This is a genomic window from Parasphingopyxis sp. (assembly GCF_052168295.1).
GTDB lineage: Bacteria > Pseudomonadota > Alphaproteobacteria > Sphingomonadales > Sphingomonadaceae > Parasphingopyxis.
In genome coordinates, this window is record NZ_JBQLZN010000030.1 from 38485 (window position 1) to 61923 (window position 23439).

A 23439-nucleotide genomic window follows, 5' to 3' on the forward strand; every position below is an offset into this window, starting at 1 on the left:
CGCTACTCGGCGGCGATCGCTTCGGGTTCTTCCGACTGGCTGGGGCCCAGCGACATCGCACCGGCCTTGGCGAACACCATCGCTTCGTCGGCAATCGGCGCCTCGCGGATCTCTTTCACATCCTTGCGGTAATTCTGCAGGTTCCGCCAGACGCCACGATCGCCCTGCGCCGGCAGCTTGTCTTCCGCGCGCTTGAAATAGCCGGACGAAAAATCGACCCAGGGCAACCGCTCGATCTGCTCGTCCTGCGGCAGGCGCGGCACGACGATATCGACGTCATTCTCGTCCATATAATTGAGCAGCCGCGCGACATATTCGCAGGTCAGGTCCGCGCGCAGCGTCCAAGACGCGTTGGTATAGCCGAAGGAAAAGGCCATGTTCGGCACATCGTCGAACATCATGGCCTTGTAGGTGACCTTGTCGCCGAAATTCACCGGCTGACCGTCCACAGTGAGTTGCGCCCCGCCGGCCATCTGCAGGTCCAGTCCTGTCGCCGTGACAACGATATCCGCCTCCAGTTCCTCGCCGGACTCAAGCAAGATGCCGGTTTCTGTAAAGCGGTCGATATGCCCGGTCGCAACCGAAGCCTGGCCGTCCCGGATCACGCGGAAGAAATCGCTGTCGGGCACGAGGCAGAGCCGCTGCTCCCACGGATTGTAGCGCGGCGTGAAATGCGTCTCGATATCGTAGTCCGGGCCGAGTTCCTCCTCGACCTTGTTGAGCAGGAAATCGCGGACCTTCTCAGGCTTGTTGCGCGCACGCCGGAAAATGAAGTGCTGGAGGAGTGTATTGCGCCAGCGGATCAGCTTGTAGGCCATCTTGCTCGGCAGCCATTTGCGCAGCCTGTTGGCCATCGCATCCTCCGACGGACGCGACACCATATAGGTCGGCGACCGCTGGAGCATGGTGACGTGTTCAGGCGGGCCTTCTCCATCGATCATTGCAGGGACGAGCGTTACCGCAGTCGCGCCCGATCCGATGACCACGACCTTCTTGCCCGCATAGTCGAGGTCCTGCGGCCAGTGCTGAGGATGGACGACGGTGCCTTTGTAATTCTCGAAGCCTTCCCAGTCCGGCGTATAGCCGGCGTCGTAGTTATAATAGCCTGTGCACATGAAGAGGAAGTCGCAGCTGATCCAGACCGTCTCGCCGTCGCGCTCCGCTTCGACCCGCCATTTCGCCTCTTCGGACGACCATTCGGCGCCGTTTACATGATGCCTGAAGCGGATTTTCTCGTAGAGATCATTCTCGCTCGCTGTTTCGTCCAGATAGTCGAGAATTGACGGGCCGTCGGCGATGGCCTTTTGCGCCGTCCAGGGTTTGAAGTCGTAGCCGAGCGTGAACATGTCCGAATCCGAGCGGATGCCCGGATAGCGGAACAGGTCCCAGGTTCCGCCAATATTCTCGCGGCCCTCTAGGATGACGAACTTTTTATCGGGGCAATCGCGCTGCAGATAATAGCCGGCGCCGATGCCGGAAATGCCCGCGCCGACAATCAGGACGTCAAAATGTTCGGGTGCGTCTTCGCGCGCCATGAGCAAGCCTCCGCAATTTCCGTTTCAATGTAGAACGGATTGACGTTAACGGCAAGTTGGCGCGATCGGGGCGCGCTCGCTGGTTCCTAGTTGCCCAGCTTCACGTTGAGAAAGTCCGGCATCGGGCCGTTCCATTCCTCGTCGTCGGCATCGCTCTTTTTTGCGTTCGCCGGTGCGGGTTTGGCAGCCTGTTTCTTGGGCTGCGCCTTTTTCGTTTTGGGTGCGCTCTTTTGGCCGTCTTCGCTCGTCGCTTTCCGCCGCGATTTGCGTTTCGGCTTTTCCGGCGCGTCTTCGCCGGCGGTTTCCGGTTTCGAGCGGCTTTGCGGCGGACTTTTGTCGCCACGGGCGATCGTCTGCCCGGTCAGCTTCTCGATATTCTCGATCGCTTCCGCGTCGGCCGGGGTGACGAGCGTAATCGCCGTCCCCTCAGCCCCGGCGCGGCCCGTGCGGCCGATGCGATGGACATAATCGTCGGGATGCCAGGGCGCGTCGAAATTGAACACATGGCTGACGCCCTTGATGTCGAGCCCGCGCGCCGCGACATCCGATGCGACGAGAATATTGATCTCGCCGGACTTGAAGAGATCGAGTTCGCGCATCCGTTCCGGCTGGCTCATATCGCCGTGTATCTGGCCAGCGCGAAAGCCATCCTTCTTCAACTGTCCCTGCAGGTCGCGGACTGTCGTCTTGCGATTGGCGAAGATGATCGCGGTGCTGACATCTTCCGAGCGTAGCAGCTTTTTCAGCGTCGTCTTTTTCGAACGCGCGCTGGTTTCGACGATTCGCTGATCGATATTCGTCGCTGCGGTTGCCGGGCGGGCAACCTCAATATGTTTGGGATTGCTGAGAAACTTGTCCGAAAGTTTCTTGATCGGCGGCGGCATGGTTGCCGAAAAGAGCAGCGTCTGCCGGTTCGTCGGCAGCTTCTGGCAGATGCTCTCGATGTCCGGGATAAAGCCCATGTCGAGCATGCGGTCCGCCTCGTCGATCACGAGCAGGCTGCAGCCGGAAAGCAGGATCTTGCCGCGATCGAACAGGTCCATCAGCCGGCCCGGCGTGGCGATCAACACGTCCACGCCTTTTTCGAGCGCCTTGATCTGGTCGCCCATCTGCACGCCGCCGATCAGCAGCGCCATTTCGAGCGACTGGTATTTGCCATATTTCTCGAAATTCTCGGCGACCTGCGCGGCGAGCTCGCGGGTCGGTTCCAGGATCAGCGACCGCGGCATCAGCGCGCGGCGGCGGCCGGAACTCAAGATGTCGATCATAGGCAGCACGAAGCTTGCCGTTTTTCCGGTTCCGGTCTGCGCGATGCCGACCAGGTCCTTCATCATCAGGACGGGGGGAATGGCCTCCGCCTGGATCGGGGTCGGCTCGGTATAGCCCGCGTCGTCGACGGCGCGCAGTAATTCGTCGGAAAGGCCGAGATCGGCAAACTTCATGTAATATCCGAATTGGTTGGCTGTGCGCGGTCTCTATGCGTCGCGCTTGTGCGGCTGGCGATTGGGCGTTGGGGGCTCAAAAGTCAAGAGAAAGCGGGCGCTTCGTGGGGCAGCCGGCTGCCACTAATTGCCCGATCGCGGCTCGAGTATGTGGAATCCCGAAATCGCGCACTCGTTTCCGGCGCGCGAGACGATAGTGTCGCGCGACGCGCAAATTTGCCCGTCGTCTCCGGGCACCATGTAAAAGGCCGAATAATAGCCGAGCGCAACGCATTCGGAATCGAGCCGCGCGCGGATCAGCCGCCGGTCATGGGTCAGCAGATCGACGACGCCGGGCCGCGTAAAGCGGGCGCGGGCGATTGCGGAGACCGGCTGGCAGCTCGCAGCCTCCCGCTCGCGCCAGACGATGCCGGATGGCGCGCGGCGGCGCGGGCGCAGTGTACGGCGCGTGGGTATCCGGATGATGATCCGCTGTTCGACGGTCTGCATCGCGAATTGCAGCGACACCGCCGGCACCGGTCCGGCAGAAGCGCTCAACATCAGCAGTGCAGGTCCCAAGATCGCCACGGAGCATCCTATCCTTAGTGCGCCCGTTTCGCCCCTTGCCGTTTAACCGGACATGAATTGGCCGCGGCAACTATTCCCGTTATCGTTCAGGCGATGACCGACGACGAGATTCTCGAGAAGTTGCGCGCGGCTGTGGCGCCGAAGGCCGTGGCCACGGATGCGGACGCGCTGGCGCCGTGGCTCACCGACTGGCGCGGCCGGGTAACCGGCAGCGCTATCGCACTGGTCTCGCCAAAGAGTCGCGAAGAGGTGCAAGCTGTCGTGCGGATCGCCGGCGAGCAGGGCGTCGCGATCGTGCCGCAAGGCGGCAATACCGGCATGGTGGCGGGCGGCGTGCCGCGTCCCGAAGACCGGGCGATCCTGCTTTCCTTGCGCAAGATGGATGCAATCCGCGCGGTCGACCCCGGCGACAACAGTCTCACGGCCGAGGCGGGGGTTATCCTGAGCCGCGTGCACGAGGCCGCCGCCGAACATGGTCGCCGCTTTCCGCTATCGCTCGGCGCCAAGGACAGCGCGACGATCGGCGGCCTGATCGCCACCAATGCGGGCGGGACGCAGGTTCTGCGCTTTGGGCCGATGCGCGCGTTGACGCTGGGAATCGAAGCGGTGCTCCCCGATGGCAGCCTGTTCGAAGGGCTGTCGACGCTCCGCAAGGATAATCGCGGCTACGATCTGCGCCAGTTGCTGGCCGGGGCCGAGGGGACATTGGGCGTGGTAACCGCTGCCAGCCTGAAGCTCGTACCCGCGGCGCCATATCGAGAGGTCGCCTGGCTCGGCCTCGATTCCGCGCCCGACGCCCTGTCGGCGCTGCGCGCGCTCGAAGCAAGTCTGGGCGATGCCGTGGAAAGTTTCGAACTGGTGCCGGACGCAGCCCTCGCGCTGGTATTGCAGCATATCGCCGACACGCGGGCGCCGCTGGAAAAGGCGTGTCGATGGAATGTGCTGGTCGAATTGCGCGCGGCAAGCGATCCGGGGGGTCTGCGCGCCCGCTTCGAAACGGCGCTTGCGGACCTGCTGGAAGCCGGCACAATCGCGGATGCCGCCATTGCCGAGAGCGAAGCGCAGGCCGAAGCCCTCTGGAAGCTGCGGGAGACGATCGCCGAGGCCGAACGGATCGACGGTGTCGCGGCGAAACATGACGTGTCAGTGCCGGTTTCAGCGATGCCGGGCTTTGTCGAGCGCGCGACAGAGGCGGTCGAGCGCAAATTTGCCGGTGCGCGGGTCGTCGCATTCGGTCATCTCGGCGACGGCAACGTCCATTTCAACGTACGCGCGCCTGCAGGCAGCGATGATCAGGCCTGGTTCGCCGATACGGGCGAGAGCGTGAACCGGTTCGTCCACGATCTGGTGCATGAAACGGGCGGTTCGCTGTCCGCCGAGCACGGCATCGGGCAGCTCAAGATCGACGAATTCGAAAGGCTTGCCGATCCGGCCCGGCTGGCCGCCTTGCGCGCGATCAAGCAGGCGCTCGATCCGCACAATATTATGAACCCGGGCAAGCTCATACCGCTTGCTAAACCTGCCGAGAAACCATAGAGGGCAGGGCAATCCGAGCGGCCCCGATAGCGGCCGCCCAACATATCTCGTCCATAGGAGACTTTCGATGGCCAGCGCTGCCCCGCAGCAGAATTTCCCGCTATTGTACAACGACGTCGTTCCGCTCTCGAGCCAGCAGCACGCGGACTACAAGCTGCAGGTACGGCCGAAGATGCCGTTCCTTGCCGACACGCACGCGGTGCCGGTGACGATCGACGAATTCGTAATGGTCCAGCGCCACATGCCGATCGTCTTCTCGTCCGGCGACAATCCAGTGCCGCTGGCGCTGATGGGCCTCAATCAGGGTGTAAACGTATTCCTCAACGAAGAGGGCGAGCTGGCCGGCAACCCGGTCTACATGCCGGCTTATGCGCGCCGCTATCCGTTCCTCCTCGCCAAGCTGCGCGAAGACTCCGAGGAATTGTCGCTCTGCTTCGATCCGACGACCGATATCGTGGGCGAATATGACGAAGGCGAAGCGCTGTTCGATGGCGCCGAAGCGACGGACACGACCAAAAGCCTGTTGCAGTTTTGCGAGCAGGTCGAAACGTCCGGCCATCGTACGGTCGCTTTCGTGAACGAGCTCGTACAAGCGGAATTGCTGATGGAGGGCGAGGTCGCGATCGACACGCCGAATTCGGACAAGCCGTTCGTCTATCGCGGTTTCCAGATGGTGAACGAAGAGAAGCTCAAGGAAATCCGTGGCGACCAGGCGCGTAAATGGGTGCAGAACGGCATGATGGCGCTGGTCTATGCGCACATGATGTCGCTGCAGCTTGTCCGCGATATCTTCGCGATGCAGCTTCAGCAGGGCAAAGTTCCGCCGCAGCCCGACGCCAACGTGCCCCAGGGTATGGAGCAGAGCTAAGGAAATCCGCGGCTTTCGCAGGCCGCACGGTTCCGCTGCTTGAAACCCTTACCGAGGGTTAATATCTTAGCGGGGCACATCGCTGCGTGCCCCCCTTTCGCAGCTTTGTGTGGGCGCATCTTTGATGCGTCCCCTCCCTGAACCTGGCCGCCTCGCGCATTCCGCGCGGGGCGGTTTTTTCATTCCGCAGCGAGCGATTGTGGCGGAGCGAGCGCTTCTTCGGCCAAGCCATCGGCAATCGCCCGCACGGCCGCACCGATCCGTTCGAAACCGGGGCCCGGCCGGTCATGCGCCGCATCGAGATAGAGCGAACGGCAGATTTCGAGCTGCAGGGCGTGAATATCGCGCTCTGGTTTGCCGTGCCGGCCCAGAATATGGCCGCCGGCATAAGGCGTGTTGAGCGTCGTTCGGAAACCTTCCCGCCGCGCCGTGTCGACCGCGCGCGCCGGAAAGGCTGGCGCCGCGCTCCGCCCGTTTCTGTCGCCGATAACGATCTGCGCCGGTGCCGAGCCGCGTGCCGGCCGCAACGGCGGCATCGAGTGGCAATCCAAGAGAATCGCGACCCCGAACCGCCGGCGCGCCGCATCCAGCGTGTCGGACAATAGCGCATGATAAGGGCGATGCGCCTGCTTGATGCGCGTCGAGAGGTCGGATTGGGCGATGGGATGGCGGTAGATATTCCCGTGCGCGGCCATCCGGCGCGGGACGAGGCCGAGCCCGCCGCGGACCTTCGCCGTCAGCTCGACGGCAGTCCGGGCCGGGCGCGGCGTCACCATGGCGCGATCGACCTCGCGTTCCGAGCGATTGAGGTCGATAAAGGCGCGCGCCACATTGCCGATAATTACCGTGAAGCCGTGTTCGGCAAGCGGCGCAACCAAGCCGTCGACATGCCGGTCTTCCAGCGATTGGAGCACGTTTTGCCCGAGCCGCGTCTGGTCGAGCAGGTGTTCCGGATAATGGCGCCCGGCATGGGGGACCGAGAGGATGACGGGAGATTCAACAGTTTCCGGACCGAGCCGGACGACATAATCGGTCGAAGAACCGCTATTTTCCATCATCTTCGGCCTATTGTCCGCGCGCGCCAAAGGCAAGCCGGATAAAATCGCGCCGAGGCTGGAAATTTTTAAGGCCTATCGCCTATAGTGCGCCCGGAACACGCCAGGGGGTTGGCGTACAGACAGGTGATGGGACACATGATCCGTATCCTTTTGGCAGAGGACGACGCGTCGATGCGCGAATATCTGAAGCGCGCGCTCGAGCGGACCGGCTATGCGGTCGATGCGGCGGATTCGGGCCTTTCGGCGATGCCTTTGCTCGAGAAAGAGAAATACGATCTGCTGCTGACCGACATCGTCATGCCGGGCATGGACGGCATCGAACTCGCGCAGGAAGCCGCGAAGATCGCGCCCGATATGCGCGTCATGTTTATCACCGGTTTCGCTGCCGTCGCGCTGAAGAACGGCAAGACGCCGCCTAATGCGAAGGTGCTGTCCAAGCCCTTCCATCTGCGCGATCTGGTCCTCGAAGTAGACCGGATGTTCGAAGTCGGTGACGCATCCGGCCTCTAAGAAATCAGCAGTTGCGCAAGGCGGGCCGCTCCACTAGATAGCCCGTTCGCGTGGGCGCGTAGCTCAGTGGTAGAGCACTGTGTTGACATCGCAGGGGTCGCTGGTTCAATCCCAGCCGTGCCCACCATTTTCCCCTTATTGTCAACGAGATAGGCCATTGCGCATTATTCCGGCGAGTCCTGGTCCGGCGCATAGTCGAGCAAATCCCCCGGCGCGCATTCGAGCACCCGGCAGATCTTGTTCAGCGTGTCGAGCTTTACGCCTTTGACGCTGCCGGACTTGAGCTTGGACAGGTTCGCCTCGGTAATCCCGATCGCCTGCGCCAGTTCCTTCGATTTCATTTTCCGGCGCGCCAGCATGACGTCGAGCGTGATGATTATCGCCATGCGTCACACATAGTCTTCGGTTTCCTTCTTATACGCATAGCCCTGTTCGACAATGTGCGACGCCACGTAGATGATGGCCGAGGAAAACAGCATCGCTGCATGGGTGACGGAGAAGCCGAGATGCGTCCAGAGCGGCGCATCGTCGAAATAGCCCATGGCCCAGCGCATCACGCCGCTCAGTAGAAAAGCGGACAGGACGGCAAGCGCAGAATACACCGCATAGGCGCGCAGCCGCCGGACGGTCTCGAGGCCGACGAACTGGCCGGCCAGAAAATTGCGGAACATGGCGAACAGGTGCCAGGACGCGTAAGACCAGAAGAAAAGCACGGGAAGCGAGGCGAGAAGCCCGTAAACGCGGCGCTCGGGCAAGGGCACGTCCTCGAACAGGACGATGAAGTTCCGGCCGAGCGCGTCGTTGCCGAGCCGCTCAACGCCGAAACCCCAGAACAGGATCACGCCTGCCAGTGCGAGGGCGGCGATGAGCGGGATCAGAACGAGGAAGATCCGGCTCGCCAACCGGATTCGGTTCGGTGCTATTGACATCCGCGCTACCTTGCCTCCAAAGGAAATAAATTATCGTAAAATGATAATAAATTGTTGTCATTGATATTGGCGGACAGGCGTGGTGCATGCAAGTCCGTTTGTGTCGGACGGCTTGTTGGGGAAGAAAATCATGGACGTCGGTGTCGTCAGCTATCCGCTCAGCGCGCTGCTCTGGAATGCTGTTTTTCTGATATTCGGCGGCATCGCGGCCCTTTTCACACGCCCGCATTTCAACATCCGCTGGTTCGCGGTTGGCATCCTTCTGTTCAACCTGAACGTCGCGCTCGTTCTCGATTTTTTTGGGCTCAATGCAATGCTGCTCGGCCTGGCGGGTGATCCGGAGCTACAGTTCAACTGGGTTGGCAAGATTCTGGCGCTTACGGCCTCACTGGCGATCCTCGCTTTCGGCTTAGTCGATCGGCGTGAAGCGGGAATCACGTTCAAACAGGCGGAAAAGGCGCATATAGGCTGGATCGCTTTCGCCATCCTGTGCGTCATCGACATCGTCATCGCTGTCATGATCGAAACCCCGCCGCTCGACGGCGAAGCGATCGCCTATCAGCTCACCATGCCGAGCATCGAGGAAGAGATTTTCTATCGCGGGATCCTGCTCTTTTGCCTCGTCAAGGCATTCGGCGACGGACCACGTATTGCGGCATCCAATTTCGGCTGGGCCGCGCTGATCGGATCGCTGATGTTCGGCGCTGTGCACAGTCTTTTCTGGGCAGGCGGAGAGCCCGTTTTTGCCCTCGAGATCTTTCTGATTACAGGATCGCTCGGGCTCTTGCTGACATGGCTGCGCCTGAACACGGGCAGCATCCTAGCCGCGGTGCTGTTGCACAGCGTCATCAACACGGTCTGGCGACTGATCTGAGGGACAAAAAAGTTGGCCATCATGGTGTCCGGCCGGGTCGCATAAAACCGGATGAACCATGATGGCCTTGGCGATGGTCGCTTTGGAGTGTCGCTACCGCCGAAAACAGCTATCGGCGATTCTCGCGATTCGCTTTGTGATGCAAGTCACACAATCTCGAAAAGACCGGCCGCGCCCATGCCCCCGGCCGTGCACATCGACACGACGACATAGCGCACGCCGCGTCGGCGGCCTTCGATCAGCGCATGGCCGACAAGGCGGCTGCCGGTCATGCCGAAGGGGTGGCCGATCGCGATCGCGCCGCCATCGACGTTGAAGATGTCGGGATCAATGCCGAGCGTATCGCGGCAATAGAGGCACTGGCTGGCGAACGCCTCGTTGATTTCGAACAAGCCGATCTCGTCCATAGAGACTCCGGTACGTTCCAGTAGCTTGGGGATCGCGAAGACCGGGCCGATGCCCATCTCTTCCGGATCGCATCCTGCCACCTGAAATCCGCGATAGATGCCGAGAATATCCTTGCCTTCCGCTTCCGCCGTGGCGCGATCCATAAGGATCTGCGCCGAAGCGCCGTCGGAGAGCTGGCTCGCATTGCCGGCGGTAATATGCTGGCCTTCCTTGATGACCGCGCCGTCCGACCAGACGGTCTTGAGCCCGGCCAGCGCTTCGGCCGTTGTGCCGGGGCGCAACCCTTCGTCGCGGTTGAGCGTGACCGTTTCCATGCCCGCCTTGCTGCCGTCCTTCTCGTAAAGCTGTTTTTCGACCGTGATCGGCACGATCTCGGCATCAAGCCGTCCGGCCTCGGTGGCCGCTACGGCGCGCTGCTGGCTCATCGCGCCGAATTCGTCCTGCGCCTCGCGGCTGATGCCATAGCGTTCGGCGACGATCTCGGCCGTCTCGATCATCGGCATATAGGCGTGCGGCACATGTTCGATCACGGACTGGTTTACGTAGCGCGGCGCATCTTTGGTGACGGTATGCGTGATGCTTTCCATGCCGCCTGCCATGGCGACGTCCATCTCGTCGCAGATGATCGCCCGGGCGGCGAGGGCGACGGCGGTCAGCCCCGATCCGCATTTGCGATCGAGCGTGAAGGCGGGGACGGTGTTGGGCAGGCCCGCCGCGAACAGCGTCATGCGCCCCAGATTGCCGCCTTGGGTCCCCCATTGGTTGCCCGCGCCGAAGAAGAAATCGTCGATCCGCTCGGGATTGATATCCGCGCGTTCGATCGCGGCGTTGACGACATGCGCGCCGAGCACCGGGGCTTCAGTGGCGTTGAATGCGCCGCGATAGGCCTTGCCGATTGGCGTGCGGGCGGTCGAGACGATAGCGGCTTCGCGCATGGCAGTTCTCCTTGTCGCACGCTCCTAGGCCATGACGTTTCGAAAAGCACGAGTATTGACCGCACCGGATGCGCGGCTAGAGGCAATGCGGCAAGGAAGGGGACACGATGATCAGCACGATCGGCCTGATAGGCGCATTGGCGCTGCTCATCTGGATGACGGTGCGCGGGGTGAATATCCTCATCGCCGGCCCCGTCGCCGCCGCCATCGTCGCCGCAACCAGTGGCATAGCCTGGCTGCCGCCGCTCGCCGAAGCGGACGCGCCCGATTTCGCGACCAGCTATATGGCCGGATTCACGCGCTTTTTCGCCGACTGGTTCTTCATGTTCCTGCTGGGCGCGATTTTCGGCGAAGTGATGGGCGCGTCCGGCGCCGCGGCCAGCGTCGCGCACTGGATCATCGAGAAGATCGGGATCAAGCATGCGGTGCTCGCGGTCGTCGCGGCCTGCGCATTGCTGACCTATGGCGGGGTGAGCGTCTTCATCGTCGCTTTCTCCGTCTATTCGCTGGCGGTCGGGCTGTTTCGGGAGGCCGATCTGCCGCGCCGCTTCATCCCGGCCGCCCTGTGTTTCGGGTCGGTCACCTTCACCATGACGAGCGCGGGCTCGCCGGAAATTCAGAACCTGATCCCGATGCAATATCTGGGCACGACGGCTTATGCGGCCTGGGAGGTCAGCCTTGTCGTCGCGATCCTGATGGCGGTGCTCGGCTTTGTCTGGCTGCAATGGATGGTAAAGCGGGCGGTGGCGCGCGGCGAGCGGTTCGAGGGTCGCGATACAGACGATGTGATCGAGGAAGACCGGGTACTGCCCAACCCTCTGCTCTGCGTTCTGCCGCTCGTCGCCGTGCTCGGGGTCTTCATGATCTTCCAGTATCCCCAGCGCCTCGGCCCGCTCTCCGCGATCATGCCGGCGGAATCGCTGGACAAATGGGCGCTGGTCGCGGCGCTCGGCGCGGGGACGATCATCGCGCTGCTGGTCGGTTTCAACAGCAAGAAGAAGATGCCTGAAGCCTTCTCCAAGGGCGCGACGGGCGCCGTCGTGGCTATCACCAATACCTGCGCCGTGGTCGGCTTCGGCGCCGTGGCGGCGCTTTCGCCGGCGTTTCAGGAAGCGCTGGTGCTCGTCCAGAACCTGCCCGGCGACCCGCTGATCGGCGCGGCCATTGCGGTGACGGTGATCGCCGGGCTGACGGGTTCGGCTTCGGGCGGGCAGACCATCGCGCTGCCGCTGATCGCGCCCCATTATCTCGATGCCGGGGCGAGCGCAGACGAGCTCCACCGCACGGTCGCCATCGCCTCGGGCGCGCTCGATAGCCTGCCGCACAACGGTTATGTCGTGACGACGATCCGCGCGATCTGCGGCGAGACCCATGCGGCGGCCTATGGCGCGGTCGGCGCGCTGACCGTGATCGTGCCGCTGATCGGTCTGATTGTCGCCCTGGCGCTGTTCGCCATTTTCTAGGCCTAGCCTATTTTGAAAAGGGTTCGTTTTCGGGTTGCGGTATCGGCGGCTCCGGTATCGCAGGGCCCCAATAATCGGGATTGGCCAACTCTTCGCGGTAGCGTTCGAGCGTATTGCGCGTCGCGGCGAGTTGATCCGTGCAGCCGCGGGCCTCGAGCGCCGCTTCGATCCCGCTCAGCTTCTCGATGACCTGCCGGATAAAGGCGGGGCGTTCCAGCGACGGATCTATCCCCTCGAACGGATCGATATCGAGTTGGTGGAAATTGAGTATGACTGGCTCCGCCCGCGGCGAAGCGGGATCGGTCGCAAACTCGATCCGGAAGCGGTCGCCGGACGCGATATCTAGGTCGACCGGCCAACCCTGAAGCCAGCCACGATCGTTGACCAGGCTGCCCATATCCGCATCGTAACGGAAGATCGACCGGGTGCCGTCACGCAAGCGCGTGAAAGTCACCGTCTGCAAGTCCTCGAACTGATAGGCGCGCAACTGCGTTTCGAGCAGGCCTTCGAAGGCGTAGCAGATGTCGGAAGACTGGTTCAGATCGACCCGCCACAGATAGGCGAAGGGACGCAGGATATCGGGCGGAGGCGGTCCGATCTCCATGCGGGCGACCGCGACGCGCGGGGTTTCGGTCTGGCGGCCCAGCAGCCAGAAGAAATTGTCGGCCAGGCTCGGCAAATCCGCGACGACGAAGCGTCCCGGTCCGGCGAAACGCTGTGTGCCGGCATTGGTGAGGAGCGTGATCCGGTCGCCGGCGACCAGGTCCAGCACGGTCTCCACCGGTATGCGCAGGCCTTGCGGATATTCGCGCGCAATCTCGCCCGAGGATCGCGTGACGAGGAATTCGGCGTGGGCAGGGGACACAGTCCCGTACGCCAATGCCAGCGCGATCCCCGTGCCCCAAAAGCCGATCCGCATGATTTCCCCTCCACACAGACATGTACCGCACCGCCGTCTGCCACGAAAGACGGCACTATCCGCCGGCGAAAAACTCATATCTTCTTAACCATGTTTGCGATAGAATCCGTTGGCTATGGGGACGGTCATCGACTTTGAAACCGGTGCGGTCGCGCAATTGCAGCGCCGCGTGGCGCAGGCCGAAGAGGATAATCGCGATCTGCTCGCCTTCGCGCGCGGCCATTCGGGCGCGACCGCGGCAATCCACAAGTCGGTCCTGGCCGCGATCGAGGCGGACGGACTCGATCATCTTCTGCATATCGTCACCCAGCAATGGCCCGACATGCTCGGCGTCGATGCGGTGAGCCTTGCGCTCTATGTCGGCGACAAGGGTATCCGCGCCGACATTTCCGGCATGCAATTCGTCGAGCGCCGCCTGATCGAAAAGGCGGCCGCCGATATCGATGGCGTCGTACTGCGCGATTGCGAAAAGGGGCACCCGTTGATGGGTCCCGCGGCAGAATTCGTTCGCGCTGAGGCGCTTGTCCGGATCAATAACGACGCACCGCTGCCATCGGGCCTTTTGGCGCTCGGGCAGCGCGAAAGCCAGAATATGGAAACGCACGAGGGCGCGGAGCTGCTGGGTTTTCTCGGCGACAGCCTCGCGCGACTATTGGGCCGGTGGCTGCTGCCCTGACACCCGACGATCATCCGGCGACCGTGCTGGCCGAAGACTGGGCGGCACATCTCGGGCGCGACCGCCGCCGCTCTCCGCACACGATCCGCGCCTATACGGCGTCCGCGCATCGCCTGGTCGCCTTTCTCGGCAAGCATCGCGGCGAAGCGGTGACGGGCCATATGTTGCGCGAATTGGACGTCGCCGATCTGCGCGCGTTTCTCGCGGATCGCCGACAGGGCGGGCTGACCAACCGGTCGACGGCACGTGAACTTTCGGCGCTGCGCGGTTTCCTCGCTTTCGCTGCCGAAAGGGCAGGGGAGCAGGCCGATATTCCGCGTATCAAGGGGCCCAAACTCAAGCCCGGCGTGCCGCGCCCGGTCTCGCCCGACGAGGCCGTGGCACTCGCCGAAGATGTGGCGGCGCAGGCCGATGAGCCCTGGATCGCCGCGCGCGACTGGGCGGTGCTGTTGCTGCTCTATGGCGCGGGACTGCGTGTTGGCGAAGCGCTCGGATTGACCGGGGCTGTGCTGCCGCTCGGCGAAACGTTGTCGGTGACCGGCAAGCGCAACAAGACACGCGTCGTGCCGCTGCTCGGCAAGGTCCGCGAAGCGATCGAAAACTATGTGAAGCTCTGTCCCTATGCGATTGGCCCGGATGATCCACTCTTCCGCGGTGCGCGCGGCGGGCCGCTGGGCAGCGATATCGTGCGCCGGGCGGTGCGCGGGGCGCGGGCGCGGCTCGGGCTTTCGGGCCGGACGACGCCGCACGCATTGCGCCACAGTTTCGCGACCCATCTGCTGGCGCGCGGCGCGGATCTGCGCTCGCTGCAGGAGCTGCTTGGCCATGCGAGCCTCAGTTCGACACAGATCTACACGTCCGTCGATGCCGCGCATCTGCTTGACGTATACCGCAACGCCCATCCCCGGGCCTGAGCAAACGGAGCAGCAATGCCGACGGTAACGGTGACGTCCATTTTCAATGCCTCGGCGGATCGCGTCTGGGATGAGGTGCGAAGCACGAGATTACTGCAATACATCGTGCGTGGACGTGTCGTGTTCGATCCGATCGACCCGCCGCAATTTCCAGTGGAATGGTCCGAGGGCGATTACAAGGTCGCAATGCGCGGTTTCGGTTTCGTGCCGCTTGGTTCCCAGATTATCGGCATCGAGTTCCCGCAGCAGGACGGCGATACACGCATTCTTCAGGACAATGGCGGCGGCCCGTTGTTTCGTGCATGGGATCACTGGATTTTCGTCGAACCGCTCGATGATGGCCGTACCAAATATACGGATCGTGTCGAATTCGACGCGGGCATATTGAACGGCGTCGTTAAACTGGTTGTTCGCGATTTTTTTGGGCACCGCCAACGGCGCTGGAAAAAGCTGATCGCCAATGATTTCCGCTACTAGAGTTTGTTCTCGATCGCGTCCCAGATCTTGGCGCCCGTATCCGTGCCGTTGAATGCGTCGATGGAGACGATGCCGGTCGGCGAGGTCACGTTGATCTCGGTCAGATAGCCGCCGATCACGTCGATACCGACGAAGAGCAGGCCTCGCTTTTTGAGTTCCGGCCCCAGCGCTTCGCAGATTTCCAGCTCGCGCGGCGTAAGTTCGGACGCCGCACCCGATCCGCCGACTGCGAAGTTGGAGCGGATCTCGCCCTCTTTGGGCAACCGGTTGACCCCGCCGGTCGGTTCGCCGTCGACGAGGATGATCCGCTTGTCGCCCTGGCTGACGTCCGGGAGGAAGGCCTGGACCATGAACGGCTCGACCCAGACCTGGCCGAACAGCTCGGTGAGCGCGGGGAGATTGCCGTCATCGGGGTCGAGCTTGAAAACCGCCGTGCCCGCATTGCCGTAGATCGGTTTGACGACGATCTCGCCATGTTCGCGCTGGAAGGCGCGGACATCTTCGAGGCTGCGGGTGATCAGCGTCGGCGGCATGAATTCCGCGAAATCGAGAACGAAGATTTTCTCCGGCGCGTTGCGCACCGCTGCCGGATCGTTGACTACAAGCGTGTCGGGCTGGATCCGTTCGAGCAGATGTGTCGCGGTGATATAGGACAGGTCGAAGGGCGGGTCCTGCCGCATCAGCACGACGTCGATATCGCCGCGCAGATCAATCGTCTCCCAGTCGCCGAATTCGTAATGATCGCCCTCGACGCGCTGCACGGTGACTGGGCGGGCACGCGCCTTCAACGCTCCATCGGCCGAATAGCTCAGATGTCTGACATCGTAATGCCAGAGCCGATGCCCGCGCGCCTGGCCCGCCAGCATAATCGCGAAGCTCGAATCTCCGGCGATATTCACCTTTTCCATGGGATCCATCTGGATCGCGACATTGAGCGGCATCGGCGTCTCCTGTTCGGCGCGCGTCCGGCTTTAGCGCTGCCCGGCCTGCTTTCAATAGAGTCCTGCTTTAGCCCATCCAAGCATTCTCGATATGGCGCGGCTTGTGGCGTGGGGCGATCAGGATCACGTCGATCCGGATATCTTCGCCATCGGCAGCGAATTTCGGGGCGAGTATCTCGGCCGCCGCCGCGACCCGTTCCAGCCGGTATTCGTCGATCGCGAAATCGAGTTCAGCCGGCGTCGCGCGCGTTTTGACTTCGACAAAGACGATAAGGTTCCGGCGGCGCGCCACGATATCGATTTCGCCGCGCGGGGTTCGTTCGCGCCGGGCGAGAATGCGATAGCCCTTGCGGCGGAGAAACCAGGCGGCGCGCGTTTCCCCGCGCCGGCCGCTTTTCTCGGCATCCTGACGCTTCATCCGCCGGCCTTGAGCGCCATGGCGCGCTCATAAAGCCCTTCGCTCGGCAGGTGGAGCGCCTTCGCGACTTCGCGCGCGGCCTTGCCGGGCGGCAGCCGCTCAAGTGCTTCGGCAAGCGCGGCATCGATGTCCGCGTCGCTAGCCGCCGCATCTGCGCCGGGCGGACCGATAACGATCACGATCTCCCCTTTGGGCGGCGCCTCGGCGTAGCGCGCGGCCAGTTCGTCCAATGTCCCGGTCACGCATTCCTCGAAGGCCTTGCTGATCTCGCGCGCCACCGCCGCCTCCCGGTCTCCCAGCCCTTCAGCGAGAGCGCGCAGCGACTTGGCGAGGCGCGGGCCGGATTCGTAGAAAATCAGCGTCGCGCGGACGGTGGCGAGTTCTTCGATCGCCTCGGTGCGCGCTTTGGCCTTTGCAGGTAGGAACCCGGCGAAGAAAAACCGGTCCGTCGGCAATCCCGCCAATGTCAGCGCCGCGATCGCCGCGCATGGACCGGGAATGGTCGTTACGAGATGACCGGCCGCACGCGCATCGCGCACGAGCTTGTACCCGGGATCGGATATCAGTGGCGTGCCGGCATCCGAAACGAGCGCGACAGCTTTTTCGCCGAGCTGTTCCACGAGCCCCGCACGGACGGAATCACCAACATGATCGTGATAGGCAGTAATGCGTTTCTTGATGCCCAGATGGTTGAGCAGCTTGGCCGTGACCCGGCTGTCTTCGGCGGCGATGATATCTGCCTGCCGCAGCGTCATTTCCTGCCGTTTCGACACATCTTGCAAGTTGCCGATCGGGGTGGCGACGATGTAAAGACCGGGCGGTAGCGTATCGTTCATAGGATTCTCGTCATGGCATCACAGCGGCACCCGGGGCAACGGCAGTCGTTTCTTTCCCGCTTCGGCATCCTCTTCATGGCCATTGCACTCGCCGGTTGCGAGGCGATCCTGCCCGGCGGCAGCCGTCCGGACGAAACCCCGCCACCAACCCAGCCCGAGATCACGACCGGCATTCCCGAAGACGGGCTGCGCCGCGTCGCGCTGCTCGTGCCGACTTCGGGCAACAATGCAGGAGTTGGCCAGTCGATCGCCAATGCCGCGAACATGGCCATCCTCGACGCTGGCGGAGAAGGCGTGCGCATCACGACGTATAACACCGCCGGGGCCGGCGGCGCGCGCGCCGCGGCAAACCAGGCGCTGGCCGATGGCAGCCGCCTGATCCTCGGGCCGTTGCTGGCCGACAATGTCCGCACGACCGCGCCGGTCGCGCGCAGCGCCAGCGTGCCGGTCATCGCCTTTTCCAACGATACGAGTGTTGCGGGCAACGGCACCTATCTGATGGGTTTCACGCCGACCCAGTCGATTGCGCGCGTGACGAGCTATGTAGCGGGACGGGGGGCGCGACGGTTCGCGGCGCTTGTCCCTGAGGGTCTGTACGGCCAGCGCGCATCGGCTGCATTCGCGCAAGCGGTCCGTGATGCGGGGGGCACCTTGGTCGGTACGCGTACTTATGAGCGCTCGCGGCGCTCGCTGCAGCTCGCGGTGACGCAGCTCAATGGAGAGGGGCCGTTCGATGCCGTCCTGATCGCCGACAGCGGTTCCACGGCGCGCGAGGCGGCACAGATGCTCCGCGATCGCGGGGCTACAGATGCGCAGATACTCGGCACCGAATTGTGGAACAACCAGCCCGATCTCGCCCGCGACCCCGCCATGCACGGCGCGCTGTTCGCCAGTGTCTCGGACCGGATGTTCAATACGCTGAGCAACCGCTACCGTTCGCGGTTCAGCGCCGATCCTTATCGCCTGTCGAGCCTCGGCTACGATGCGGCATTGCTCGTCGTCCGGATTGCGCGCGAATGGTCGATCGACCAGCCGTTTCCGCTTAACGCGCTTCGCGACGATGGCGGCTTTTCCGGCGTCGACGGCGCGTTCCGCTTCGGCAGCGATGGCGTTGCGGAGCGTGCGCTCGAAGTGCAGCAGATCCGGCCCGATGGCTTCGTCGTGGTCTCGCCCGCGCCCAGCGGTTTCGGCGGCTAGGCCGCAACCGGCTCGTCGGCGAGGATTTCGGCGAGCAGGCTATTGAGGACAAGCCGGCCTTCGGACGTCGCGATAAGCCGTCCGTCGCTTTGCTCCAGCAGGCCATGGCTGGATAGCCGCGCGATCGCGTCGCGGTCGAGAATGTCCGCTTGGAGGGCGTCCATCGCGATACCCGAACTGAGCCGCAACCCCATCATCACGGACTCCACGGCCCGTTCGCGCGCAGACAGCGGCTGCTCGACCTGCAATCCATGGCCGTTGCGGTCTACGGCGGACAGCCAGTTTTCCGGTTTCTTGTGACGGATCGTCGCCATAGCGCCGCGCCGTCCGTGCGCGCCGGGCCCGATCCCCGCATAGGAACGGTAGCGCCAATAGGCGAGATTATGGCGGCTTTCCGCGCCGGGGCGGGCATGGTTCGATATCTCGTAGGCCGGCAATCCGGCCGCCGCAGTCAATGCCTGTGTGCGTTTGTACAGCGCCGCCCCGTGATCGGGATCGGCTTCGTCCAGCTCGCCCCGTGCTGCCAGCGTGGCGAACCGCGTGCCCGGTTCGATGGTGAGCTGGTAGAGCGAGAGATGCTCGGTGCCGAACCCCAGAGCCCGGTCGAGCTCCATTTCCCATGCGTCGACGCTTTGGCCGGGTAGGGCGTAGATGAGATCGAAGCTTACCCGCGCGAAAGCCTCCTGCGCGGTATCGAGTGCCGCCAGCCCTTCTCGCACGTCATGCGCCCGGCCTAGAAAGCGCAGCGCCTGATTGTCGAGCGATTGCAGCCCGAGCGATACGCGGTTGACTCCGGCGCGCGCGAGATCGCCGAAACGGGCCGCCTCGACCGAAGAGGGATTGGCTTCCAGCGTGATCTCGATATCGGGCGCGAAACCCCAATGCGCTTCCGCCGCTTCGATGAGTGCTGCAACGGTTTTCGGCGGCATCAGCGAGGGCGTCCCTCCGCCGAAGAAGATCGAGGTCAGTTCGGCATTATCCGTGACCGCTGCCTCATGCGCCATGTCCGCGAGCAGAGCGGCGCGCCACGCGTCCTGATCGACGCGTTCCCGGACATGGCTGTTGAAATCGCAATAAGGGCATTTCGAAACGCAGAAGGGCCAATGAATATAGAGGGCCAGCCCGGTCATCGGCTCAGAACACCGCTTTCATCATCTTGGCGAATGCGTCCGCGCGATGGCTGATAGCGTGTTTTTCCGCCGGATCGATCTCCGCAAAAGTCTTCTGCCGGCCCTCGGGCACGAAGACCGGATCGTAGCCGAAGCCGAGCGTACCGCGCGGCGGCCAGGTCAGGCTGCCCGGGGCGCGTCCCTCGAAGACTTCGCTGTGCCCGTCCGGCCATGCCAGCGCCAGCGTGCAGGCGAAATAGGCGCTGCGGTCGGTTTCGGGGCCAAGCTCGGCGAGTTTCCCCTCGACCTTGCCCATCGCCATGTACCAGTCGCGGCCCGGCCCGCCTTCGAAAGTATCGGCTTCGGCCCAGTCCGCGGTGTAGACGCCGGGCGCGCCGCCAAGAGCGTTCACACACAATCCGCTATCATCGGCGAGCGCGACAATCCCCGAGCCCTCCGCACCGGCATGCGCCTTGATGAGCGCATTCTCGGCGAAGGTCGTGCCGGTCTCTTCGGGCTCGGGCAGATCGAGTTCGGCGGCGCTGACGACATCCATGCCGTGCGGCCTCACAAGTTCCCCGATCTCACCCACCTTGCCCGCATTATGGCTGGCGATCAGCAGCTTGCCCGGTGCGAGCTTGCGGCTCACGAGATGGCCGCGTCCTGCGCCGCGAAAATCTCGTCGCAACCGATGCGGGCCAGGCGCAGGAGGCGCAACAATGCTTCCTCGTCATAGGTTTCGCCCTCGGCCGTGCATTGCGCTTCGGCGATATTGCCGTCCCCGGTCAGCACGAAATTGGCGTCGGCGCCGGCATTACTGTCCTCGGCATAGTCGAGGTCGAGCACGGGTTCGCCCTTGTAGATGCCGCAGGAAATCGCGGCGATCTTCTGGCTCATCGGATCCTGTTCGATCTTGCCGTCGGCGATCAGCGCGTTGACCGCGAGGCGCAACGCGACCCAGCCGCCCGAGATCGACGCGGTGCGCGTACCGCCATCGGCCTGGATCACATCGCAATCGACCGTGATCTGACGTTCGCCCAGCAGTTCGAGATCGGTCACGGCGCGCAGCGAGCGACCGATCAGGCGCTGAATCTCCTGCGTGCGGCCCGATTGCTTGCCGCGTGCCGCTTCGCGATTCCCGCGCGTGTGGGTGGAGCGGGGCAGCATGCCATATTCGCCGGTCACCCAGCCGCTGCCCTTGCCGCGCATCCAGGGCGGGACGCGATCTTCGATGCTAGCCGTGCACAGCACGCGGGTTTCGCCGAAACTGATCAGGCAGGAGCCTTCGGCATGTTTGGTGAAGCCGGGTTCGATGGTGATCGCCCGCATCTGATCGGGGGCGCGGCCGGAAGGGCGCAGCATGGGCATAGGTCCTTTGCGGATTGTTTCGCTCCGCCCCTATCGTCCGGGCGCACGGGCGTCCAGCCGAAAGCGGCGCTTTACGCGGATTGACGGTTGAGCGTTGCGCTACCCGGTTGTCGCGGCGGCGAGACGGAATGCCGGGGCCGCAACGCCGCCACTGTCATCGTCACCGGTGCGCTCGATCTGGAAGCTGATCGTGATTGTCGGGGCAGGGGGCGCGGGCGGCGCCGGCGGCGTCACACTGCGCTGCCGCTGACGTTGCCGCATGCGCTCCGAGCGCTCCATGCGTTCGCGAATGCGCTCACGATGGCCTTCGAGCCGCGTCTCAAGCTCCGATCCCAGCGTGGACATCCGGGCGGTCAGCTGTTCCATTTCGCGGGCGAAGCTTGCCGAACGGGTATGGCCGGCGCGTTCTACCTGCCGCTCGATACGCGCCATGTGCCGTTCGACGCGCGCCATCTCGCGCTCGATTTCCCGTTCGACCTGCGCCATTTCGCGCTCGACCTGTGCAACTTCGCGTTCGGCCTGCGCTTCCATGCGGGCAATCTCGCGCTCGCGCTGGGCTTCGGCCCGCGCGATTTCCGCCTGCCGGCGGGATCTCTCGCGTTCGCGCCGCTGGATCGCGGTATTCGTCTTGTCCTCGCACTCCTCGTCTTGAGCGTCATCGACCGTGATTTCGACATCGTCGACGGCATCGAAGATCGCCGCGCGCACGACCGCATTTTCGAGGAAATTGCGATCTTGGCCTAAGGCGGCGCGGCGGAAGGCACCGCGCAGTGCCTTGTTCGGATCGGCATTGAAATTGCTGAAATCGGTCGCCCAGTCCGGCGCGATTTCGAACGCCCAGTTTCCGGCATCGACCGACGCCCGGGCGCTTTCACGCGTCGCGTGCGCCTTCGGTTCGCTCGTACGACGTGCGTGATCTTCGTGCGCGGACGGTGCTCGGGCTACCGCCTCTTCGGCGATTTCGATTTCGGCGACCGCTTCGGTCTCGGTGGTCGCTTCGGCCAGCTGCTCACCATCCTTCGTTGCTTCCGCATCCTTTTCCTCGGAAGAGAAGGTCGTATCAGCGGCGGCGGCAACAGTCAGGCAGCCGGCAAGCACCAGTGTCAGCGCAGCCGCGGTCGCGGTCGCGCCGTTCTCGCGGCGGAAGGGCTTTTCGCGCAGCCGGGCAATGCGGTTCATCAGCGGCGTCTTGTTGCCGTCGGCGGCCATCGCGAAGCCGGGCAGCATGTCGCGGCTTTCGAGTGCGACCTTTCCGAGCCCCTGGGCCAGCGCGTTGCTGTTGCCCGTCTCCGCTACGACGCGGGCGTCGCAGGCATATTCGCGTTCGATATCGATCTGGCGCGAGAGATAGGCGATCGCCGGATGGAAGAAGAAGATATTGCAGATCAGCGCCTGGATCAGGCCGAGCAGATAATCCTGCCGGCAGATATGCGCGATTTCGTGGACGAGCACCGCCTCGGCCTGTTCGATCGGCATGCGCAGGAAGAAGCCGGCGGGCACGAGCACGACGGGCTTGAGCGCGCCGATCGTGAGCGGCGTCGTGATGCGCGAGGATTGCAGGATCGCGGCCCTGCCATCGGCGCCGAGCCGCTCGACCCAGAGGCGGAAACGCGTTTCCCATTCGGCCGGAACGGGGCCGGTGCCCTCGTGCCGGAGGCGCGCCGTCGCGCGCAGCGCCTGAATATAGCGGACGCCGAGCCAGCTAAAACCGAGCGCCCAGAGCGCCGAAACGATGCCAGTGGCCTGGCCAAGCGTCGCGATGACGACGTCCCAGCCCTCTGCAGGCGGCGCATAGGCCGTCGATAGCGGCACGGCAGCGCCAAGCGTGCGATAGCTGATGATCCAAGTCCCGACGAACAGCAGCAGGGTCGTCGCCAGACCGCCATAGGCAAGCAAGAAGCGCAATTGCGCATAGTGCCGTGGAGTGATCTTGAGCGCGGCCCAGACCAGCGCCGCGACGAGGCCGATTTGCCAGATGCTGTGCAGCAAAGCCCAGCCCAGGCTGTCGACCGTTACTCCCGGATCAAACGGCATCCTCATCTTCCCCCTGTTCGGCTTCCAGTTCAGCGATGAAAGCCTTGAGTTGTTCTATTTCGTCCGCGGACACGTCTTCCCGACCCAGCGCGTGCATCACGAGGCTCGTCTTCGAATTGCCGAAGACGGTCCGCACGAGCCGGTTGAGCAGCGTCGTGCGCGTTTCCGAAGCGGGCTGGGTCGCCACATAGTCGAACGACTTGCCCTTGCCCGGAATGCGATCGACAAGCCCCTTGTCGAGCATCCGCTGCAGCTGTTTCAGCACCGTCGTGTAACCGACGTCCCGTACTTCCTTGATCTGTTCGTGAACTGTGCGCACCGATACGGGCTGGCGCTCCCACACGATCTGGAGGATTTCCGCTTCGGCCTCTGAGGGCGGCGGCAGGGGAGTATCGGTCTCGGGCATCGGTCGTTTTCGCGCGCTT

Annotated in this window: 25 protein-coding genes and 1 tRNA gene; 10 read left to right on the plus strand and 16 right to left on the minus strand. The window is 63.5% G+C overall.

Annotated features, from left to right (window positions below):
* Positions 1–2: 2 nt before the first annotated feature.
* From ACTS1Z_RS04645 to ACTS1Z_RS04655, 3 genes are all read right to left on the minus strand, one after another.
* Positions 3–1535 (minus strand): flavin-containing monooxygenase, encoded by a 1533-nt coding sequence (locus ACTS1Z_RS04645; protein ID WP_442623274.1) that lies wholly within the window; start codon positions 1533–1535, stop codon positions 3–5.
* A gap of 86 nt (positions 1536–1621) precedes the next feature.
* Entirely contained in the window at positions 1622–2977 is a 1356-nt protein-coding gene (locus ACTS1Z_RS04650; protein ID WP_442623275.1) for a DEAD/DEAH box helicase, read from the minus strand.
* 123 nt (positions 2978–3100) lie between these two features.
* Complete coding sequence (locus ACTS1Z_RS04655) at positions 3101–3544, minus strand: hypothetical protein (RefSeq protein WP_442623276.1); 444 nt, start codon at positions 3542–3544, stop codon at positions 3101–3103.
* 93 nt (positions 3545–3637) lie between these two features.
* Here ACTS1Z_RS04655 and ACTS1Z_RS04660 point away from each other — a divergent pair, with 93 nt between their 5' ends.
* Together ACTS1Z_RS04660 and ACTS1Z_RS04665 are read left to right on the plus strand one after the other, a co-directional pair.
* Complete coding sequence (locus ACTS1Z_RS04660) at positions 3638–5080, plus strand: FAD-binding oxidoreductase (protein ID WP_442623309.1); 1443 nt, start codon at positions 3638–3640, stop codon at positions 5078–5080.
* 67 nt (positions 5081–5147) lie between these two features.
* Positions 5148–5948, plus strand: a complete 801-nt coding sequence (locus ACTS1Z_RS04665; protein ID WP_442623277.1) for a SapC family protein — start codon at positions 5148–5150, stop codon at positions 5946–5948.
* Positions 5949–6127: 179 nt separating this feature from the next.
* On the opposite strand, the gene ACTS1Z_RS04670 is transcribed toward ACTS1Z_RS04665, so the two are convergent.
* Positions 6128–7006: an N-formylglutamate amidohydrolase gene (locus ACTS1Z_RS04670; RefSeq protein WP_442623278.1), complete on the minus strand. Its 879-nt coding sequence runs from the start codon at positions 7004–7006 to the stop codon at positions 6128–6130.
* A 135-nt stretch (positions 7007–7141) separates the two neighbouring features.
* Here ACTS1Z_RS04670 and cpdR point away from each other — a divergent pair, with 135 nt between their 5' ends.
* A complete protein-coding gene (gene cpdR, locus ACTS1Z_RS04675) occupies positions 7142–7516 on the plus strand; it encodes a cell cycle two-component system response regulator CpdR (protein WP_442623279.1) in 375 nt (124 codons plus the stop codon).
* Between the two features lie 52 nt (positions 7517–7568).
* A tRNA-Val gene (locus ACTS1Z_RS04680) sits at positions 7569–7643 on the plus strand.
* A gap of 37 nt (positions 7644–7680) precedes the next feature.
* Here the strand turns inward: ACTS1Z_RS04680 and ACTS1Z_RS04685 are convergent.
* On the minus strand, positions 7681–7902 hold the full coding sequence (locus tag ACTS1Z_RS04685; RefSeq protein ID WP_442623280.1) for a helix-turn-helix domain-containing protein: 222 nt from the start codon (positions 7900–7902) through the stop codon (positions 7681–7683).
* 3 nt (positions 7903–7905) lie between these two features.
* The gene (locus ACTS1Z_RS04690) at positions 7906–8445 is read right to left on the minus strand and encodes a hypothetical protein (protein WP_442623281.1); all 540 of its coding nucleotides are present in this window, start codon (positions 8443–8445) and stop codon (positions 7906–7908) included.
* Positions 8446–8575: 130 nt separating this feature from the next.
* Here ACTS1Z_RS04690 and ACTS1Z_RS04695 point away from each other — a divergent pair, with 130 nt between their 5' ends.
* Positions 8576–9319 carry a CPBP family glutamic-type intramembrane protease gene (locus tag ACTS1Z_RS04695; RefSeq protein WP_442623282.1) on the plus strand — a complete coding sequence of 248 codons (744 nt, stop codon included), beginning with the start codon at positions 8576–8578 and terminating at the stop codon, positions 9317–9319.
* A 146-nt stretch (positions 9320–9465) separates the two neighbouring features.
* Here ACTS1Z_RS04695 and ACTS1Z_RS04700 read toward each other — a convergent pair whose 3' ends face one another.
* Positions 9466–10662 carry a thiolase family protein gene (locus tag ACTS1Z_RS04700; protein ID WP_442623283.1) on the minus strand — a complete coding sequence of 399 codons (1197 nt, stop codon included), beginning with the start codon at positions 10660–10662 and terminating at the stop codon, positions 9466–9468.
* Positions 10663–10769: 107 nt separating this feature from the next.
* Between ACTS1Z_RS04700 and ACTS1Z_RS04705 the strand changes: the two genes are divergently transcribed.
* Positions 10770–12125, plus strand: a complete 1356-nt coding sequence (locus tag ACTS1Z_RS04705; protein WP_442623284.1) for a GntP family permease — start codon at positions 10770–10772, stop codon at positions 12123–12125.
* A 7-nt stretch (positions 12126–12132) separates the two neighbouring features.
* Here the strand turns inward: ACTS1Z_RS04705 and ACTS1Z_RS04710 are convergent, their stop codons facing one another.
* Positions 12133–13044: a hypothetical protein gene (locus ACTS1Z_RS04710; RefSeq protein WP_442623285.1), complete on the minus strand. Its 912-nt coding sequence runs from the start codon at positions 13042–13044 to the stop codon at positions 12133–12135.
* Between the two features lie 115 nt (positions 13045–13159).
* Here ACTS1Z_RS04710 and ACTS1Z_RS04715 point away from each other — a divergent pair, with 115 nt between their 5' ends.
* From ACTS1Z_RS04715 to ACTS1Z_RS04725, 3 genes are read left to right on the plus strand one after another with little or no spacing between them, the layout of a single operon-like run.
* On the plus strand, positions 13160–13720 hold the full coding sequence (locus ACTS1Z_RS04715; protein WP_442623286.1) for a DUF484 family protein: 561 nt from the start codon (positions 13160–13162) through the stop codon (positions 13718–13720).
* Positions 13705–14634, plus strand: coding sequence for a tyrosine recombinase XerC (locus ACTS1Z_RS04720; protein ID WP_442623287.1), 930 nt, complete (start codon positions 13705–13707; stop codon positions 14632–14634). The genes ACTS1Z_RS04715 and ACTS1Z_RS04720 overlap by 16 nt, the downstream gene beginning before the upstream one ends.
* 15 nt (positions 14635–14649) lie before the next feature.
* Entirely contained in the window at positions 14650–15111 is a 462-nt protein-coding gene (locus tag ACTS1Z_RS04725; protein WP_442623288.1) for a hypothetical protein, read from the plus strand.
* Here ACTS1Z_RS04725 and gshB read toward each other — a convergent pair.
* The 3 genes from gshB to rsmI form a co-directional block, all read right to left on the minus strand.
* Complete coding sequence (gshB, locus tag ACTS1Z_RS04730) at positions 15108–16052, minus strand: glutathione synthase (protein WP_442623289.1); 945 nt, start codon at positions 16050–16052, stop codon at positions 15108–15110. The two genes, ACTS1Z_RS04725 and gshB, sit on opposite strands and share 4 nt — an antisense overlap.
* A gap of 67 nt (positions 16053–16119) precedes the next feature.
* The gene (locus ACTS1Z_RS04735; RefSeq protein WP_442623290.1) at positions 16120–16470 is read right to left on the minus strand and encodes a YraN family protein; all 351 of its coding nucleotides are present in this window, start codon (positions 16468–16470) and stop codon (positions 16120–16122) included.
* A complete protein-coding gene (rsmI, locus tag ACTS1Z_RS04740; protein WP_442623291.1) occupies positions 16467–17306 on the minus strand; it encodes a 16S rRNA (cytidine(1402)-2'-O)-methyltransferase in 840 nt (279 codons plus the stop codon). Before rsmI ends, ACTS1Z_RS04735 begins: the two co-directional genes overlap by 4 nt.
* A gap of 12 nt (positions 17307–17318) precedes the next feature.
* Between rsmI and ACTS1Z_RS04745 the strand changes: the two genes are divergently transcribed.
* Complete coding sequence (locus ACTS1Z_RS04745; RefSeq protein ID WP_442623292.1) at positions 17319–18503, plus strand: penicillin-binding protein activator; 1185 nt, start codon at positions 17319–17321, stop codon at positions 18501–18503.
* Here the strand turns inward: ACTS1Z_RS04745 and hemW are convergent.
* From hemW to ACTS1Z_RS04770, 5 genes are all read right to left on the minus strand, one after another.
* Positions 18500–19633 carry a radical SAM family heme chaperone HemW gene (gene hemW, locus ACTS1Z_RS04750; RefSeq protein WP_442623293.1) on the minus strand — a complete coding sequence of 378 codons (1134 nt, stop codon included), beginning with the start codon at positions 19631–19633 and terminating at the stop codon, positions 18500–18502. The two genes, ACTS1Z_RS04745 and hemW, sit on opposite strands and share 4 nt — an antisense overlap.
* Before the next feature lie 4 nt (positions 19634–19637).
* The gene (gene rdgB, locus ACTS1Z_RS04755; RefSeq protein WP_442623294.1) at positions 19638–20261 is read right to left on the minus strand and encodes an RdgB/HAM1 family non-canonical purine NTP pyrophosphatase; all 624 of its coding nucleotides are present in this window, start codon (positions 20259–20261) and stop codon (positions 19638–19640) included.
* Complete coding sequence (gene rph, locus ACTS1Z_RS04760) at positions 20258–20971, minus strand: ribonuclease PH (RefSeq protein WP_442623310.1); 714 nt, start codon at positions 20969–20971, stop codon at positions 20258–20260. The genes rdgB and rph overlap by 4 nt, the downstream gene beginning before the upstream one ends.
* A 108-nt stretch (positions 20972–21079) precedes the next feature.
* Positions 21080–23020 carry a M56 family metallopeptidase gene (locus ACTS1Z_RS04765; protein WP_442623295.1) on the minus strand — a complete coding sequence of 647 codons (1941 nt, stop codon included), beginning with the start codon at positions 23018–23020 and terminating at the stop codon, positions 21080–21082.
* Positions 23004–23420, minus strand: coding sequence for a BlaI/MecI/CopY family transcriptional regulator (locus ACTS1Z_RS04770; RefSeq protein WP_442623296.1), 417 nt, complete (start codon positions 23418–23420; stop codon positions 23004–23006). Before ACTS1Z_RS04770 ends, ACTS1Z_RS04765 begins: the two co-directional genes overlap by 17 nt.
* Positions 23421–23439: the final 19 nt, after the last annotated feature.